This window comes from Janthinobacterium sp. LS2A (assembly GCF_036543145.1).
GTDB lineage: Bacteria > Pseudomonadota > Gammaproteobacteria > Burkholderiales > Burkholderiaceae_D > Janthinobacterium > Janthinobacterium aestuarii.
The window spans coordinates 24,370-40,608 of the sequence record NZ_JAZHPB010000005.1 but is presented as its reverse complement, the minus strand read 5'-3'; the positions used below and the strand labels follow the sequence as shown (position 1 = coordinate 40,608).

At 63.1% G+C, this 16,239-nt stretch carries 16 protein-coding genes; 5 read left to right on the top strand and 11 right to left on the bottom strand.

Going from position 1 to position 16,239, the window contains the following annotated elements:
* Nucleotides 1–19: 19 nt before the first annotated feature.
* The 5 genes from V3C40_RS15465 to fur all read right to left on the bottom strand — a co-directional run bounded on the left by V3C40_RS15465 (nt 20) and on the right by fur (nt 3,561).
* A complete protein-coding gene (locus V3C40_RS15465; protein WP_331777906.1) occupies nt 20–577 on the bottom strand; it encodes a SiaB family protein kinase in 558 nt (185 codons plus the stop codon).
* A 65-nt stretch (nt 578–642) separates the two neighbouring features.
* Nucleotides 643–1,851: a SpoIIE family protein phosphatase gene (locus tag V3C40_RS15460; RefSeq protein WP_175560444.1), complete on the bottom strand. Its 1,209-nt coding sequence runs from the start codon at nt 1,849–1,851 to the stop codon at nt 643–645.
* Between the two features lie 172 nt (nt 1,852–2,023).
* On the bottom strand, nt 2,024–2,614 hold the full coding sequence (locus V3C40_RS15455) for an NAD(P)H-dependent oxidoreductase (protein WP_331777905.1): 591 nt from the start codon (nt 2,612–2,614) through the stop codon (nt 2,024–2,026).
* Between the two features lie 59 nt (nt 2,615–2,673).
* Nucleotides 2,674–3,039: a MerR family transcriptional regulator gene (locus tag V3C40_RS15450; RefSeq protein ID WP_034756684.1), complete on the bottom strand. Its 366-nt coding sequence runs from the start codon at nt 3,037–3,039 to the stop codon at nt 2,674–2,676.
* Nucleotides 3,040–3,120: 81 nt separating this feature from the next.
* Nucleotides 3,121–3,561: a ferric iron uptake transcriptional regulator gene (gene fur / locus V3C40_RS15445; protein ID WP_034756687.1), complete on the bottom strand. Its 441-nt coding sequence runs from the start codon at nt 3,559–3,561 to the stop codon at nt 3,121–3,123.
* 248 nt (nt 3,562–3,809) lie between these two features.
* Here fur and V3C40_RS15440 point away from each other — a divergent pair, with 248 nt between their 5' ends.
* Together V3C40_RS15440 and V3C40_RS15435 are read left to right on the top strand one after the other, a co-directional pair.
* On the top strand, nt 3,810–4,706 hold the full coding sequence (locus V3C40_RS15440; RefSeq protein ID WP_331777904.1) for a LysR family transcriptional regulator: 897 nt from the start codon (nt 3,810–3,812) through the stop codon (nt 4,704–4,706).
* Between the two features lie 146 nt (nt 4,707–4,852).
* A complete protein-coding gene (locus tag V3C40_RS15435) occupies nt 4,853–5,470 on the top strand; it encodes an OmpW/AlkL family protein (RefSeq protein WP_331777903.1) in 618 nt (205 codons plus the stop codon).
* Nucleotides 5,471–5,559: 89 nt separating this feature from the next.
* Here the strand turns inward: V3C40_RS15435 and V3C40_RS15430 are convergent, their stop codons facing one another.
* From V3C40_RS15430 to V3C40_RS15415, 4 genes are all read right to left on the bottom strand, one after another.
* Entirely contained in the window at nt 5,560–6,387 is an 828-nt protein-coding gene (locus V3C40_RS15430) for a MetQ/NlpA family ABC transporter substrate-binding protein (protein WP_072452913.1), read from the bottom strand.
* A 31-nt stretch (nt 6,388–6,418) separates the two neighbouring features.
* The gene (locus V3C40_RS15425; RefSeq protein WP_035820173.1) at nt 6,419–7,093 is read right to left on the bottom strand and encodes a methionine ABC transporter permease; all 675 of its coding nucleotides are present in this window, start codon (nt 7,091–7,093) and stop codon (nt 6,419–6,421) included.
* On the bottom strand, nt 7,086–7,895 hold the full coding sequence (locus V3C40_RS15420) for a methionine ABC transporter ATP-binding protein (protein WP_139089807.1): 810 nt from the start codon (nt 7,893–7,895) through the stop codon (nt 7,086–7,088). The genes V3C40_RS15425 and V3C40_RS15420 overlap by 8 nt, the downstream gene beginning before the upstream one ends.
* A gap of 324 nt (nt 7,896–8,219) precedes the next feature.
* On the bottom strand, nt 8,220–8,678 hold the full coding sequence (locus V3C40_RS15415) for a YbaN family protein (protein ID WP_331777902.1): 459 nt from the start codon (nt 8,676–8,678) through the stop codon (nt 8,220–8,222).
* 455 nt (nt 8,679–9,133) lie between these two features.
* Between V3C40_RS15415 and V3C40_RS15410 the strand changes: the two genes are divergently transcribed.
* The gene (locus V3C40_RS15410; RefSeq protein WP_034756709.1) at nt 9,134–9,700 is read left to right on the top strand and encodes a YceI family protein; all 567 of its coding nucleotides are present in this window, start codon (nt 9,134–9,136) and stop codon (nt 9,698–9,700) included.
* A gap of 197 nt (nt 9,701–9,897) precedes the next feature.
* Here the strand turns inward: V3C40_RS15410 and V3C40_RS15405 are convergent, their stop codons facing one another.
* Together V3C40_RS15405 and V3C40_RS15400 are read right to left on the bottom strand one after the other, a co-directional pair.
* Nucleotides 9,898–11,706 (bottom strand): NAD(P)/FAD-dependent oxidoreductase, encoded by a 1,809-nt coding sequence (locus tag V3C40_RS15405; protein WP_072452923.1) that lies wholly within the window; start codon nt 11,704–11,706, stop codon nt 9,898–9,900.
* Between the two features lie 143 nt (nt 11,707–11,849).
* Nucleotides 11,850–12,992 (bottom strand): sigma-54-dependent Fis family transcriptional regulator, encoded by a 1,143-nt coding sequence (locus V3C40_RS15400; RefSeq protein WP_072452929.1) that lies wholly within the window; start codon nt 12,990–12,992, stop codon nt 11,850–11,852.
* A 225-nt stretch (nt 12,993–13,217) separates the two neighbouring features.
* Between V3C40_RS15400 and V3C40_RS15395 the strand changes: the two genes are divergently transcribed.
* Nucleotides 13,218–14,552, top strand: coding sequence for a serine hydrolase domain-containing protein (locus V3C40_RS15395; protein ID WP_331777901.1), 1,335 nt, complete (start codon nt 13,218–13,220; stop codon nt 14,550–14,552).
* 124 nt (nt 14,553–14,676) lie between these two features.
* Nucleotides 14,677–16,218, top strand: coding sequence for a CHASE2 domain-containing protein (locus tag V3C40_RS15390; RefSeq protein WP_331777900.1), 1,542 nt, complete (start codon nt 14,677–14,679; stop codon nt 16,216–16,218).
* Nucleotides 16,219–16,239 lie beyond the last annotated feature (21 nt).

Here is a 16,239-nt window from a genome sequence, read left to right as displayed (position 1 = left end):
CTTTCCTGAGTCGGCTCTTTCAAATGATGGCTTTGATGCAGAAGATGGTGTGGCCCGGCTCCTGGGCATCCTGGACGAATTCGAATTCCAGCGGCTCGCTGGCGTCGCGCGCCATGGTGAGAAAGCCCAGGCCCGCGCCCTTGCTGTCGGCCGGCGCTTCCTCGCGCAGGGCCTTCTTGTAGGCGAGGCGGATTTCCTCCATCGTCATCGTGTGCAGCGGTTCCAGGCGGGCGCGGATCTGCGCCACGTTGTCCGTCGAGACGGGATTGGCGCACAGCAGAAAAAAGCTGTCGCCGCGCGTGCCGATGCAAAACGAGCCGCGCCGCATCTGCTGGTCCAGCTGCGCATCGGGCGTCAGGCTGTCCGCGGAATAGTGCATGATGTTTTGCGACATCTCGATGAACGAGGAAAAGATGCGCCGCCGCGTGGGCCCGGCCGCGCCGGCCGTGTCGAGGCGCGCCTTGATGGTTTCGGAAATGGCGTTCACCACGTGCTGCGAGAAATAGCCCACGTAAAAAAAGATGATGTTGCGCTTGCGTGCCACATCCCAAAACTCGTTGAATTCTTCGTACAGCACGTCCGTGCTCCTGGCTAGCCGGTGACCCGGTTTCTTGTTGATAAGGTGGCTCGATGGCGCCAAAACTACAGGCGGAAACAGAAAAAGGTCAGGTCGTCGCGGCGCGGCTGCGCTCCCTGCCAGGCGGCGCTGTCCTGCAGCAGGGCCGCCGCCACGTCGCCGGCGGGAGCGTCGCGCCGCGCCAGCAACTGCTCGCGCATGCGCCGCTTGCCGTAGGCGATGTCGCGCGCGCCGCCGATCTGGTCGAGCAAGCCGTCGGTGGTGAGGAACAGCAGGCTGCCGGCGGGAATCGCCAGCGTCTCGTTGTGCCAGCAGTAGCCGGCCGGCGTGTCGACATAGCCCACGCCCATGCGCGCGCCGTCGATGGCGCGCACGCTGTCCTCGCCCGGCGCGACCACGTGCAGCGCCAGTTTCGCCCCCGCGAAACGCAGGCTGGCGCTGGCCGTGTCGTAGCACAAAAAGGCACAATCCATGCCGTCATTCGAGCCGGCGTGGTGGCCGGTGCTGGCGCCATCCTGGCCCAGCAAGGTCTTGATGGCGCGGCTGACGGCGCCGATCAGGGCGGCCGGATCGTGCGGCCCCAGTTCGCGCAGGGCCTGGCTCAGGGCCGACGAGGCGATCAAGGTCATGAAGGCGCCTGGCACGCCGTGGCCCGTGCAGTCGGCGATGGCGGCGAACCAGCCGCCCGCGTGGCGTTCGAAAAAGTAGAAGTCGCCGCCGACGACGTCGCGCGGCTGCCATTCCAGGTGCGCGTCGGGCAGGGTGGCGCGCAGTTCCGCATCGGAGGTGCGCAGCAGGGCGCGCTGGATCACGCTGGCGTAATCGATGCTGTGCATGATCTGCCGGTTCTTTTCCGCCTGCATGGTAGCGACCACGTTCATCAGCTGCAAGCCGAAGCCCACGCCGGCCAGCGCGCCATCTTCGGTGATGATGAAGCCGTCGGCCAGCGCCTTCTCGCCCGCTTCCACGGCGCGGAAGGTGAGGTCTTCGATGCTCATGGCGCCGTCGACGATCAGCGGTTCCTTGTCCATGAAGGCGATGCAGCTCTTCTTGCCGTACACCTCGTGATAAAAGGGCTTGGACATCTGCGACATGAAGATGTTACGGCTGATCAAGCCGATGGGCTTGTGCTGTTCCGTGACGGGCAGGCTCATCATGTCGCGCCGTTCCGTGAACAGTTCCAGCACGGCGAAATTGCTGGCGTCGGCCTGCACGGATTCCGTGGCGATGCACAGGTCGGACGCCACGGACGTGCGATAACGGGGAAGATGCAATCGAGAAGCGTTGAACTCCACAGCGGCTACCTTTAGATGACGGTCGGACCCTTGTTGTCGCGAGAGCAAGGCGACTGACAAACAGGCAATATCATCATGGTAGCCTTTGAATATGACGGCTTGATTACCAGCTTGTCAAAACCGTATGCAAGATGGCTGCATGGCAAGCAACTTACAGGCGCCGGGCCAGCGCCTGCGCCTGTTCCAGCCAGCGCGCGCGCTGCGGCTCGGTGGCGTTCAAAATGGGACCGAAGCTGGCCACCTTGACGGGCTTGATGCCGCAAAATTCCAGCGTCGTCTTGCGCAGCTGGTGGATGCCGGGCATGCGGTAGACCCAGCGGAAATACCAGGGCGGCGTATCCATCGTCACCAGCAGCTGGGCCGTGCGGCCCAGCAGCAGCTGCGCCGGGAATGCCTTGCCCGGGCGATATTTGAAGGCGTAGCCGGGCAGGAAGACGCGGTCGACAAAGCCCTTCAGCAGGGCCGGCGCGCCGCCCCACCAGATCGGGTAGGCGAACACTAGGTGTTCGGCCCAGCTGATGGCTTCCTGCGCCGCCAGCAAGTCCGCTTCCAGCGGCTGCACCTGGCGGTAGCCTTCGTGCAGGATGGGATCGAAGTCGAGCTGGCCCAGGCGCAGCTCGCGCACGGTGTGGCCTTCGCTGCGGGCCGTGGCGGCGTAGGCATCGGCCAGGGCGGCGCAAAAGCTGTCGCTGGACGGGTGGCCGAGGAGTATCAAAATGCGCTTGGGTGTCGTCTTGGTCATGATGCAGGCTGTCCGTTAAAGAAGAGCTTGCATGCTAAAGCCTGCCCCTAGTGGCAGAGTCAAGCGGCCTCTTGCAGACGCTGGCGTGCCAGGCAGTCGCCGATTTCCGTGTCGATGTCGGCCAATTGCGCGTCGAGCTGGCGCAGGCGGGCGATATCCTGCCGCACCTGCGCGCGCTTGGCGGCGATGTGCTGCGACAGGGCGGCCCAGTCCGTGTCGTCGCCGGCCAGGACGGGCAGCAGTTCGGCCAGGCGGAAGCCCAGGACCTGCGCCTGGCGTATCAGCTTCACTTGCGCCAGGTCTTGCTGCGTGTAGACGCGATAGGCGCCCGAGCGGCGCACGTCCCCCAGCAAGCCCAGCGCTTCATAGTGGCGCAAGGCCTTGGGCGAGGTGCCCGCCAGGCGGGCGATTTCTCCGATGTACATGCTTGTCCTTGTCCTTTTATCGAGCTGCGGCGTACGCAGTGTAGCGCAGCTGGCTTGCCAGGCGCTAGCTTGCGCGCTGCCTCAGGACGCTTTGCGCGGCGGGACTTTCTTCGCCGTGCACTCGGCGCAGGTGCCGTACAGCGACAGCGCGTGCTCGTGCAGCACGAAGCCCCGCTCGGCGGCGATTTCGTTCTGGCGCAGTTCGATGCCTTCATCGACGAATTCGTCGACCTTGCCGCAGCCGGTGCAAACGAGGTGGTCGTGGTGCTGGCCTTCGTTCAGTTCGAAGACGGCGTGGCCCGATTCGAAGTGGCGGCGAAACAGGATGCCCGCTTCGGCAAACTGCATCAGCACGCGGTAGATGGTGGCCAGGCCCACGTCGATTTTTTCGGCCAGCAAGAGTTTGTAGACATCGTCCGCACTCAGGTGCTTGATCGTGCCTTCTTGAAACAGCTGCAGAATCCGCAAGCGGGGGATGGTCACTTTCAAGCCCGATTCACGCAGTTCCCTCAATATATCCATGTCTCCCATTCCTTTTTTGTAGTCGCCTAGCGAGGTCATTCATTATATCGCAAATGATAATCATTACTATTCTCATTTGTATCGTGTGAGCTGGAATAGTATGCTGCGCGGGCAGGCGGCAATCCAGTGATATCGGCGCAAGTGGCGATTGCGTGGCGGGCAACTTGTGCCGGCAGTTATCATGAAGAATCGAAAAATACCCGTTGAATCGCTACACTGTGCACCAGGGAATAACAATGGAGCACGGCATGGACCGATTTGATGCGATGCGGATATTTACGCGCATCGTCGAGTTACGCAGTTTCACGCAGGCGGCGCATGACCTCGGCTACCCGAAAGCGACGGTCACGCATGCGATCAAGCAGCTCGAAGCGCGGCTGCGCGTGCGCCTGCTGCAGCGAACCACGCGGCAAGTCACGCCCACGCCCGATGGCGAAGCGTATTACCAGCGCTGCGTGCGCTTGCTGGCGGACCTGGAAGAAACGGAAGCCGTGTTTTCCTCGGCGGCGCAGCAGCCGGCCGGCAAGCTGCGCATCGACTTGCACGCGACCCTGGCCATGCATTTCGTCATGCCCGTGCTGGACCAGTTCTGCGCCCGCTATCCCTTGATCGAACTGGAAATCGGCATGGGCGACCGCCTCGTCGACCTGGTGCGCGAAGGCGTCGATTGCGTGCTGCGCGTGGGCGAACTGGGCGACTCGTCGATGGTGGCGCGCAGGGTGGCGTTGCTCGAACAGCTTACCTGCGCCAGTCCCGCCTACCTGGCCGCACACGGCACGCCGGAAAATTTGGCGCAACTGGCGGGCCACCGCGCCGTCAATTTCTTTTCCGCCCAAACGGGCAAGGTCTGGCCCTTCGATTTCAAGGTGGATGGGCAGCGGCACAGCGTGGCCTTGCCGGGCACGGTGTCCGTCAACAATGCGGACGCGTACCACGCCTGCTGCCGCGCGGGCATGGGCCTGATTCAGGCGCCCCGGTATCACCTTGAATCGGCGCTAGCTGCGGGCGAGCTGGTGGAAGTGCTGCGGGACTTGCGTCCCGACCCGCTGCCCGTGTCCGTGCTGTATCCCCATCACCGGCAATTGTCGCGACGCGTACGCGTGTTTGCCGACTGGGTCGCCAGCGTGTTTGCCGAGGCGAATTGACGCGCTGCGGCATTTTCTTGACCTGGGTAAAGGAAAAAATCCCTCTAGTGATGCCATCTAGCACTATTTGATGTGGATCAAAGTTTTTGTTGCACTGCAATCTTAGACTTCGCAGCGTTACTTAACGACAAAAAGAGGGAACTAGAATGAAAAAGTCCGCAACTGCAGCAGCAATCGTCCTGACCGCCATCGGCGCATTCGCCAGCAACGCAATGGCACAGGAAGGCCCATGGCTGGTCCGTGCGCGCGCCGTGCACCTCGATCCGGCCGATAAATCTGCTCCTGTTGGTGGCGTCGGTGCATCCGACCGTTTGACGGTCAGCAGCAAGACGATTCCTGAAATCGATATTTCGTACTTCTTCACCCCGAATATCGCTGCCGAGCTGATCCTGACTTACCCGCAAAAGCATGACGTCAAGCTCGATGGTAACAATATCGGTACCTTCAAGCATTTGCCACCGACCCTGTCGCTGCAATACCACTTCATGCCTGAAAAACAGTTCAGCCCTTACGTGGGTGCCGGCATCAACTACACGAATATCTCCGACGTGAAATTGCTGAACGGCGCCGGCCGCCTGGAGCACGACAGCTGGGGTTACTCGCTGCAAGCCGGTGTCGACTACAAACTGGATAAAAACTGGTCCCTGAACTTCGACATCAAGAAAGTGCAGATCCGCAGCGACGTCTTCATCGGTGGCGCCAAGGCCAGCGAAGTCAAGGTCGATCCTCTCCTGATCGGTGTCGGTGTCGGCTACCGCTTCTAAGCAGTGACCGGCTGCGCCCATGCGGCGCGGACAATAAAAAAGACGGCCAGGTGTGAACCTGGCCGTCTTTTTGCATGGCATGTGCCGCTTTATTTTTTCAGCGTTTTTTCCAGCGCCAGCTGGTAGTCCGTCTTTTCGTAGCCGGCCAAATACTTGTTCGTCGCGTCGAGGAAGGCGCGCGAGCGGTAGGCCGCTTCCAGGTCCTTGACCCATGGCTTGGCCTTGTCGGCCGTGCGGATGGCAACCAGGTTGATGTAGCTGTCCGAGATCTTTTCCACGGCGAGGGCCGACGTCAGCTTCATGCCGGCGGCCAGGGCGAAGTTACCGTTGACGAAAGCGTAGTCGGCGTCCGCCAGCGAGCGTGGCAGCTGCGCCGCTTCCAGCGGCACCAGTTTCAGCTTCTTCGGATTTTCCAGCACGTCGCGTTCGGACGCGCGCAGCGGGTCGACGTTCGGTTTCAGTTTGATCCAGCCCATCTTGGCCAGCATCACCAGCGCGCGCGCCTGGTTGGTCGGGTCGTTCGGCATGGTGATGGTGGCGCCGTTCTTCACGTCGGCCAGGGACTTCTGCTTGCCGCCGTACAGGCCGATCGGCATGGTCGGCACGGTGATCAAGGGGCTCAATGGCAGCTTGTTATCGGTGGCGAACTTGGTCAGATACACGATGTGCTGGAACACGTTGGCGTCCAGCGAGCCTTCGGCCAGCGCGTAGTTCGGCTGCACGTAGTCGTTGAATTCCACGATCTTGACCTTGTAGCCCTGTTTTTCCAGGATAGGCTTGATGCCCAGTTTCAGCTGGTCCGAGTAGGGGCCGGAACTGGTGCCGATGACGAGTTCTTTCGGGTCCTTGGCGTGTGCGGCGGTGGCGAAGGCCAGGCTGGTGGCGGCGACGAGCAGGGTGCGGCGAATGTGGTTCATGCTTTTCCTTGTACTGAAATACTGAAATGAATTAACGTTTGTCGAGGCGCTTGGCGATGCGCGTGCCGGCGAACTGGATGGTTTGCACCAGCACGATCAGGATGGCCACGGTGGCGACCATGATGTCCGTCTCGAAGCGGTAGTAGCCGTAGCGGATGGCCAGGTCGCCGATGCCGCCGCCGCCCACCACGCCGGCCACGGCCGAATACGACAGGAAGCTGATCGACAGCACGGTCAGCGCCAGCACGAGGCCGGAACGCGCTTCGACCAGCAGTACGCGGAAGATGATCTGCATTTCCGACGCGCCCATGGCGTGCGCCGCTTCGATCACGCCGCGCGGCACTTCGCGCAGGTTCTGTTCCACCAGGCGCGCCAGGTAGGGGATGGCGGCAAACGACAGCGGCACGGCAGCTGCCAGTGGGCCGATCGAGGTGCCCGCGATGATGCGCGTAAACGGCGTCAGGGCGACCAGCAGAATGATGAAGGGGAAGCTGCGCACGGTATTCACCAGCCAGCCGAGGATCATCGACAGCGGGCGGTTTTCCAGCGACTGGCCTTCCGACACGAGGAACAGCAGGATGCCCAGCGGGCCGCCGATCAGGATGGCGGCCGTGAGACCAATGCCCAGCATGGTCATGGTCTGGCCCAGCGCCACCCAGATTTCCGGCAGCAGGTTGATGACGTTATTGATCGATTCTTCAAACATGTGTTGCATCCTTCCATGCGGTGGCTTCAAACGCCTCGGTGCCGTAATAAGCGAGCTCGCGTCCCAGCGCCGTCTTGCGCGGGGTGGCCGTGTCGCTCAGATCGAATTGTTCGGCGATGGCGCCTTTTTCCACGACGGCGACGCGGTTGCAGATGGCGCCCAGCACCGACAGCTCATGGCTGACGATGACGATGGTCACGCCCAGGCGCGCATTGATGTCGCGCAGGGTGTCGAGCAGGGCGCGCGTCGTTTCCGCGTCCAGCGCGGACGTCGGCTCGTCGCACAGCAGCACGTCGGGGTGGCTGGCCAGGGCGCGGGCAATCGCTACGCGCTGCTTCTGCCCGCCGGACAATTGCGCCGGATAGCTGTGCAGCTTGTCGGACAGGCCGACGAGCGCCAGGCATTCCTCGACCCTGGCGGCGATCTGCTCGCCCTTGGTCGTGCCATGGATTTTCAGGGGGAAGGCGACGTTGTCGAAGACGCTGGCGTTTTGCAGCAGATTGAACTGCTGGAAAATCATGCCGATATTCTGGCGCGCGTCGCGCAATTCGCTCTTGCCCAGGCGTGTCAGTTCGCGCCCGGCCACGGTAATGGTGCCGCTGTCAGGGCGCTCAAGCAGGTTAATCAGGCGCAGCAGGGTCGATTTGCCGGCGCCGCTCTTGCCGATCAGGCCGAAAATATCACCGGGATAGACTTCCAGCGTGACCGATTTGACCGCGTGGAATTGTTCGCCTTTGGGCAGCGCGAAGGTCTTGTTCGCGCCATCGATGCGAATCACCGGCGTACGGTGTGGTGTGGTCATGCAGTGTTTCCTTTTTTATTGGACCGTGACAGGCGCGCTTGCAGGGGCCAAATCGCCCAGCCTGTTACGTCGGTTGCGTAGTATACCTCCGATCATGTTATTACTCCTACGACAGAATCTTGCTTTGAATATGCAAATAATGTCTATGCGCGTGTTTGTTGGTTGAAAAAGCGGGAAAGCGGCGTTCTTGCCGAATTTAATCACGTGGAGGGGCGCGAAGACACCGGATCTTGGTGAAAAGTTCGCCGCGCCCTGCGGATGCATCGCAGTGCTTTTATGTGCAGTTCGGCTCACTTGCCGTTTTTTGGAGGCGGGCAGGGCGGTTTACTGCCCGCTATTACCCTCTTCGCGGGCAGATTCTGCCCCGCTGGCGGCAGGGCCTTCGGGACGCCGCAGCAGGTAGACGAGGACGGCGATTTCCATGGCGCCCACCATGGCGATGACCCACCACGGCGGGTGGCCCAGGCACATGGCGACAAAGCCGATGGCCATGCCCAGGCAAGCCATGGCCTTGCCGCGCCGCGAAACGGCACGGTGTTCGCGCCACTGGCGCAGCGGCGGACCGAAGCGGGGATGGTGCAGCAGCCAGTGCTCGAGGCGCGGCGAAGCGCGGCTGAAGCAGGCCAGGGCGAGGATCAGGAAAATCGTCGTCGGCATGACGGGCAGCATGGCGCCGATGATCCCCAGCAGCACCATCAGGGCGCCGGCGGCGGTCCAGGCCCAGCGGCGCAGGCGCACGCCGTGCGCTTCGCGCAATGGCGGCTGGGCGTGCGGCTCCCGCATCAGGCGAGGGCGCCGGCGGTCAGGCCCTGGCTGCGGGGCGTGGAGGCGGTGGGAAGTGCGTTCAAGGTGCGCGTATCTTGGCGGGTGGCCGTCATGTTTTTTCTGTGCTGTGTTCTGCTCTATTATGGATGAATCAAGGCGCCGTTGCATACGCGCCAGGGCCGTGATGATAACCATTGCACAGAATAATAACAAGAATCATTCTCATCTATGAATTTGATAACGCTGGATATTTTTGGCAATGCAGACAATAATCGGCAGCAGAAGACGCTGTCATGGACATCATTGTTCTTATTATCGATTTTTTCGATGCTAACTAGGTATATTTTCCGTTTTACATCGATCTTCATGCCATGCATAATCTGTTGCAACTGAAGCCAGACAATCAGCCGCAGCGTTTCCCGCCTGCAGCTGCTTGCGGTTTTGACATCCTCCACTCCTATCAGGAATCCATTATGAAAAAACTGCTCGCTTTTATCGCCGCCGCCGGCTTCTCGCTGTCCGCTTTTGCCGCTCCAGAAGTCTATGTCATCGATGGCAGCCACACTTTCCCCCGTTTCGAGTACACCCACATGGGCTTCTCGACGCAGCAAAGCCGTTTCAATAACACCACCGGCAAGGTCACGCTGGACCGCGCAGCCAAGACAGGCGCCGTCGAAGTGCTGATCGACACCAAGTCCGTCGACACGGGCTCGACCCTGTTCAACTCGCACATCCAGGGCGAAGACTTCCTCGACACGGCCAAGTATCCTGTCGCCACCTACAAATCGACCAAGTTCAATTTCGACGGCGACAAGCTGGCCTCCGTTGAAGGCAACCTGACCCTGAAAGGCGTGACCAAGCCAGTCACCCTGACCGTCACTTCGTTCGCCTGCGCACCGCACCCGATGCTGAAGAAAGACGCTTGCGGCGCCAACGCCACCGCCAAGATCAAGCGCTCGGAATTCAACGCCGGCAAATATGCGCCAGCCGTCAGCGATGACGTGACGTTGACATTCGCCATCGAAGCCATCAAACAGTAATCGTTGGCTGCATGACGTAAAAATGGCGGCGGACTTCGGTCCGCCGCCATTTTTTTCGTGTGTAATCCGGCATGCGCCAACCTTGTGTCGGATTACGCGCTTGCGCGCTAATCCGACCTACGTAGTTTTGCAGGTGCCGCAAGAAGCGGCGGGCCAAAATCCACCGCTAATCCGACGTGCGCCGGCATGCAAGACGATCATGCCAGGTGATGCACCTCCTGCTGCCCATACACGGGCGTGTTCAACCCTTCCATGCGCGCCTTCAGCTGCAGCGACAGGTACTGGGAATAGTGGCGCGACTGGTGCAGGTTACCGCCGTGGAACCACAGCGCCTGCTGCTGCGTGGGTTTCCACATATTACGTTGTTCGCCCTCCCACGGGCCAGGGTCCTTCGTCGTGGCCGAACCGAGGCCCCATACCTTGCCCACCTTGTTCGCCACCTCGGGCGAGATCAGGTCCGCCGCCCAGCCATTCATGGAGCCGTAGCCGGTGGCGTACACCACCAGGTCGGCCGGCAGTTCCGTGCCGTCCGACAGCACGATGGAATGGGCTTTCAGCTCCTGCACGCCGACGCCGCTTTTCAGCTTGATCTTGCCGTCGGCGACCAGCTCCGAGGCGCCCACGTCGATGTAGTAGCCGGAACCGCGGCGCAGGTATTTCATGAACAGGCCGGAATCGTCATCGCCAAAGTCCAGCATGAAGCCCCGTTCTTCCAGGCGCTGGTAAAAATCCGCGTCGCGTTCGCGGATGGCCTTGAAGACGGGCTTCTGGAAGTCGGCCAGGATCTTGTACGGAATCGAGGCGAACGTCAGGTCGGCCTTGGCCGTCGTCATGCCGGCGGCCAGCGCCCGTTCCGAGTACAGGTCGCCCAGCGCCAGGTCCATCAGGGAATCGGACTTGACGATGTGCGTCGACGAGCGCTGCACCATCGTCACGTCCACGCCCGCTTCCCACAGGGCGGCGCAGATATCGTGCGCGGAATTGTTCGCGCCGATGACGACCACTTTCTTGCCCACATAGGCGTCCGGCCCTGGATGCTGCGACGAGTGTTGCTGCTCGCCCTGGAATACGTCCATGCCCTTGAACTTCGGCATGTTGGCCTTGCCCGACATGCCGGTGGCCAGCACCAGCTGCTTCGGTTTCAGGGTAACGGGCTGGCCGTCGCGCAGTACCTGCACTGTCCATTCGCCCGTGGCTTCGTCAAAGCTGGCCGATTCGCAGGAAGTCGAACCCCAGTAATTGAGTTCCATCACCTTGGTGTACATTTCCAGCCAGTCGCCGACCTTGTCCTTCGGCGTGAAGACGGGCCAGTTGTCAGGAAACGGGATGTAGGGCATGTGGTCGTACCAGACGGGATCGTGCAGGCACAAGGACTTGTAGCGCTTGCGCCAGCTGTCGCCCGGGCGCGCATTTTTCTCGATGATGATGGTGGGGACGTTCAGCTGGCGCAGCCGCGCACCGAGCGCGATGCCGCCCTGGCCTCCGCCGATGATGACGCAATAAGGCTGGCGCGCGTAGCCCAGTTCCGCCGCCTCCTGCTCGCGGTTTTCCAGCCAGCTGCTGCGGTTGGTGCGCGCGCCGTGTTCGGCGCCCATGGGCCGCCGGCCGCCCTTGGCTTCCTCAAAACCCTTCAATTCGCTCATGGTGGTGAGCAGGGTCCAGATCTTGCCGTCGCGGATGCGGATGAAGCCCACGCCGCGGGCCACGTTCGTTTCCACCGTGATCCAGCTTTGCAGCACGCCGCCGGCTTCCACCGCATGCTCGCCGTCGGCGATGCGGACGGAGACTGGCTGTACGGCGCCCAGTTGGGCGGCCAGCATGGCGGCAATCTGTTCGCGGCCCTCCAGGGTTTTCAGGTTCCAGGTAAACAGTACCAGGTCACGCCAGTAGCCGTCCTGTTCGAACAGTTGCGCGGCGCCCGTGCTGTCGCCGGCGCGCAGCGCGCCTTCGAGCTGCTCCAGGATGCCGGCCACGGCCAGGTCGTGCGGGTTGATATCGGTTTGCATCGTGTCTCCTCCAAGTCTGCTGACTTTATGATGGGATGCGGCTGTGTTGCCGCTGACGATGTTGTAACACTGGCGTTCCGGCGCCGCATTGCGCAGCGCAGCATGGCGGCGATTGAGACGGAAGTCTCAGCGCGTTTGCCGCATCATTGCCGGTGCGGCGCCACGATGTGCAGCTGCTTGAGGCGCCGGTACAGGGTGGCGCGCGAGATGCCCAGCATGGCGGCCGCCTGCAGCGGGCGCCATTTGGCGGCGTTCATGGCGTGGACGATGCGCGTGCGTTCGGCCAGTTCCGGCGCTGTGTAGGCCACCACGTCTTGCGCGACGGTGGCCTCGCGCATGGCGCGTGGACGCGCCTTGGCCGGTCGCAGCGGCGCGCGCACGCGCGCATGCAGCCAGGTGCTGCCGCTAGCCAGGCGCAGGGACAGCAGACTGCGTCCCGCGCGCGCATCGAACAGCCTCTCGGCGCGCACTTCCAGCACCTCGGCGACGTGACGCGGCAGGCTGTCGAGGCCCCCGATGACGTCGCGCGCGCAGCGGTTGGCGGCGACGATGTCGCCATGTTCGTCGATGGCGAGCAGCATTTCCGGCTGCACTTCCACAAAATGGCGGTTGCGGTGCGCCAGCAGGATGCAGCAATGGCTGTAGGACTTGAGAAAAAAGCCGTCCTCGATCAGGGTCGCGCCTTGCCGCACCAGCTGCTTGACGAGGCGCTGGCTGTCGCGCGCGTCGGGCGAACGCAGGGCCGACGCATCGAGCACGCCGATCAAGTCGCCGTGCGGCGAAAAAATCGGCGCGGCACTGCAGGTCAGGCCCGTGAACGCGGCACGAAAATGGTCGGTCTTGTGCACGGTGATGGCTTCGTGGTCGAGCAGCACGGAGGCGATGCCGCACGTGCCTTCCTCTTCTTCCGACCAGCACGAACCCGGGTACAGGCCCGCCTTCTTGAAATCTTTGCGCTGGTCCGTGTCGACCACGTAGTCGATCGTCACGCCGCGCGCATTGGCGAGGATGACGCAGTAGCCCGCTTCGCGCACCATGGCGTGCAGGCGGGGCAGGCACTGGCCCGTGGAGCGCAGAAAATCCTCCTCGGACTGCTGGATGGCGCGCAGTTCGGCGCCCGTCAGGATGCGCGGCCCCGTGGTGGATGCGGGATCGAGCCGGTAGTCGTCGAGTGAGCGCCGGTACGATGACGCCAGCCTGGCCGTATCGGCGCCTGGATTGACGATGCGGCCGGCGATCAGGTCACGCACGCGGTCGATATGGCTGGTCTGGCGGACGTAGGGCATGGCGCTCTCCAGTGTCTCGTGTCTGTTTTTTATGGTGTTTTCGTTTTTAGCACGAAGCGCGGGGCCGCGCATCCTGCGCTGCAGCATGGCGCGCGCGTGAGACGTTCGTCTCAGCGCGTGGCCCGCACAATAGGATGCCGCAGGACAAGATAAAAAGTTTCTCTGTTAGCATGCATCGGATGAAGCGAGCGCCGCCGCGGGTGCCAGCCATGACAGGAGAAATGCATGACGACACTGCCACCAATCCGCAGCTTGGCCTTGGCTCTGGCCGCAGCCTGCCTGGCGCTGGCCGCCGGCGCCCATGCGGCAGAGACGACGGCGCCGCTGTCGGCCGCCGCCAGCGATCCGCCTGCATTGCAATGGATGGTGGGCGCGCCGCCGCCGGCCGATAAAATCATCCGCTTCGACGATGGCAGCTATTTCAATTTCCCGCAGCTGCGCTGGAGCGTGTCGCACTTCCGCCAGCTGATGCCGACGGTGGCAGTGGCGCGCGGCTTGAAGGCGCCTGTGCCCTTGCCGCGCGCGCTGCGCAACGATATCGACAGCTTGCGCTTCACGCCCCTGGGCGCGAAGGACACGATGACGTGGGAGCAGTCGCTGGGCGCCAATTACACGGACGGCATCGTCGTGCTGCACCGGGGCCGCATCGTGTATGAGCGCTATTTCGGCGTATTGAAGGAGGGCGGCCAGCATGGCGCCATGTCGGTGACGAAGTCCGTGATGGGCACCATCGGCGCGGCCCTGGTGGCCGAAGGCAAGCTCGATCCGGCCAGGAAAGTGGCCGAGTACGTGCCGGAACTGGCCAAATCCGCTTTTGGCGACGCCACCGTGCGCCAGGTGCTCGACATGACCACGGGCCTGAAATTCAGCGAAGATTACGCCGACCCGAACGCGGAAGTGTGGCAGCACGCGGCGGCCGGCAACCCGCTGCCTAAGCCCAAGGATTACACGGGGCCGCGCAGCTATTTCGAGTACCTGCAAACGGTGCGGCATGAGGGAAAACATGGCGAGGGCTTCGGCTACCGCACGGTCAATTCCGACGTGCTGGGCTGGATCATCGCCAGGGTCACGGGGCGGAACGTCAACGACTACCTGTCCGAGCATGTCTGGCAAAAGCTGGGCGCCGAGCAGGATGGCTACATGTCGGTCGATTCGACGGGCACGCCGTTTGCCGGCGGCGGCTTGAGCGCGGGCTTGCGCGACCTGGCCCGATTCGGCGAGATGCTGCGCAACGATGGCCGCTACAACGGCCAGCAAATCATTCCGAAGGCGGCCGTCGACGATATCCGCCGTGGCGGCGACAAGCAGCTGTTCGCCAAGGGCGGCTACGATTTGCTCAAGGGCTGGAGCTACCGCGACATGTGGTGGGTCACGCATAACGACCATGGCGCCTACATGGCGCGCGGCGTGTACGGCCAGCGCATCTACATCGATCCGAAGGCGGAAATGGTGATCGTGCGTTTCGCCTCGACGCCGACGGCGGCCAATGCGGCCAACGATCCGACCACCACGCCGGCCTTCGAAGCGCTGGGCAAGCTGCTGCTGGCCAGGCCGAAGTAGGCTGCCGGGGTTGACCCGTGCCAGTTGTGCGGCGAAACGGACACAACTGCAATACACTATCCTTTCGTCATCATTTATTGCCTGAATGGCAATTCAGGCATCGCACGCAAGGGAGGAGCGCACCGTGGAAACCAGCCAGCCGGATCAACCGCGCCCGCCACTCTGGCGGCGCCTGCTGTGGCCGGCCGTCCAGCTGGGCTCTGCCTTCAAGCTGACGGGTACGCATCTGCTGCACCACGTGATCGGCGCCAGCCTGATCGCCGCGCTGATGCTGGCGCTGGAAGGTTTTCACGTGCTCGAATGGCTCGATGCGGCCATGCTGCGGGCCAGCGCGGCGCAGGAACAGCTGCTGGACCGTGGCAAGGACCCGGGCGCCGCCTACCGGCCCGGCATCATCGAAATCGACCAGCCTGCGTTCGAACAGGTCTTCGACGAGCGCGAACCGCTGGAGCGTTCTCGCCTGGAGCAATTGATTGCAAGCGCCGCCGCGCGCGGCAGCAAGGTGCTGGCCATCGACCTGGACCTGGCACCAGCCGTGTACGAACAGCACAAGGCGGGCGAGCGGCCGCTGGACGGCCTGCTCGACCGGCTGGCCGCCGATGGCCGGCAACTGGTGCTGATCCTGCCCGAACAATCGGACCGCAACGCCAACCTGCCGTGGATACGCGCGCGCTGCGCGGCCGGCATCCACTTTGCCAGCCCGCGCATCCGCGAACGCATGGGCGCCGTCACGCGCATCGAGCTGAAAAGCCCCGTGCTGGCGGCCGTCGCCTTCGAGCTGGCGCATGGCGCCGACGAGCAGGAGCAGAAACAGCCCATGCCGGCCGCCCTGTCCGAGCAAAAGGAAGTGGTGGCGCTGGCCGGCCGCGTGTGCCAGCTGGCGCGGCGCACGGACAGCGAAAAGGCATTGGCGCGCTGGGCGTTCGAACCCGTCATCCGCGGCGACGCCAAGGCGGCGGCCGAACAGAATGCCGTCACCGCGCCGTTTCACCCGGCCGCCGTGGCGCCGCAATTCCTCAACCCCACGCGCACGCGCGTCAAGCTGATCGATGGCCAGGCCGGTGTGGACGCCGTAGCGCCGCGCAAGGACGTCGTGTATATCGGCAGCACCTATGACGTGCGCGACCGCTATACGACGGCCGAAGGCGAGCAGGCCGGCCTGCACCTGCATGCGGCCGCCCACACGTCGCTGGGCATCGGCACGGCCGACGTCAATAAATATGCGGTGTTCGTGGCCGATATCGTCATCGGCGTGCTGCTGGGCTGCCTGTTCGGCGGCCTGTGGACCCTGTACGGCCGCGCCGAGCTGGCCATCGACCGGCGCATGGAAGACCACGATGTCAGCCGCCTGCACCGCGTGGGCACCCTGGCGGAATTCTATGGAATCCGTTTGATGCTGGCGCTCGTATGGGCCTCGCCGTTTGCCATCGGCGCGCTGGTCATCTATTTGTCGCGCGGCTTGCTCGAGCAGGGCTGGTGGGTCAATCCCGGCCCGCTGATCGCCGGCATGTTCCTGCACGCGATGTCGCTGCGCGACGAAGCCCACCATCCGCATGAGGAAGTGCCGGGCCTGTCCGTGTGGGCCCAGCTGCGCCGCACGCATCCGGGCATCGTGCTGGTGCAGGCGCCGCTGGCGGTGCTGCTGTTGATCATCGCCCTGATCTAGCGCAAACCGTGGCGCCGCAGC

Excerpts from the sequence above, each read along its gene's own strand:
- V3C40_RS15455 (WP_331777905.1), bottom strand. The coding sequence starts at position 2,614 with ATGACCAAGACGACACCCAAGCGCATTTTGATACTCCTCGGCCACCCG.
- V3C40_RS15400 (WP_072452929.1), bottom strand. The coding sequence starts at position 12,992 with ATGCCCTACGTCCGCCAGACCAGCCATATCGACCGCGTGCGTGACCTG.
- V3C40_RS15405 (WP_072452923.1), bottom strand. The coding sequence starts at position 11,706 with ATGCAAACCGATATCAACCCGCACGACCTGGCCGTGGCCGGCATCCTG.
- V3C40_RS15425 (WP_035820173.1), bottom strand. The coding sequence starts at position 7,093 with ATGTTTGAAGAATCGATCAATAACGTCATCAACCTGCTGCCGGAAATC.
- V3C40_RS15415 (WP_331777902.1), bottom strand. The coding sequence starts at position 8,678 with ATGCGGGAGCCGCACGCCCAGCCGCCATTGCGCGAAGCGCACGGCGTG.
- fur (WP_034756687.1), bottom strand. The coding sequence starts at position 3,561 with ATGGATATATTGAGGGAACTGCGTGAATCGGGCTTGAAAGTGACCATC.
- V3C40_RS15435 (WP_331777903.1), top strand. The coding sequence starts at position 4,853 with ATGAAAAAGTCCGCAACTGCAGCAGCAATCGTCCTGACCGCCATCGGC.
- V3C40_RS15420 (WP_139089807.1), bottom strand. The coding sequence starts at position 7,895 with ATGACCACACCACACCGTACGCCGGTGATTCGCATCGATGGCGCGAAC.
- V3C40_RS15430 (WP_072452913.1), bottom strand. The coding sequence starts at position 6,387 with ATGAACCACATTCGCCGCACCCTGCTCGTCGCCGCCACCAGCCTGGCC.
- V3C40_RS15440 (WP_331777904.1), top strand. The coding sequence starts at position 3,810 with ATGGACCGATTTGATGCGATGCGGATATTTACGCGCATCGTCGAGTTA.
- V3C40_RS15410 (WP_034756709.1), top strand. The coding sequence starts at position 9,134 with ATGAAAAAACTGCTCGCTTTTATCGCCGCCGCCGGCTTCTCGCTGTCC.
- V3C40_RS15450 (WP_034756684.1), bottom strand. The coding sequence starts at position 3,039 with ATGTACATCGGAGAAATCGCCCGCCTGGCGGGCACCTCGCCCAAGGCC.
- V3C40_RS15395 (WP_331777901.1), top strand. The coding sequence starts at position 13,218 with ATGACGACACTGCCACCAATCCGCAGCTTGGCCTTGGCTCTGGCCGCA.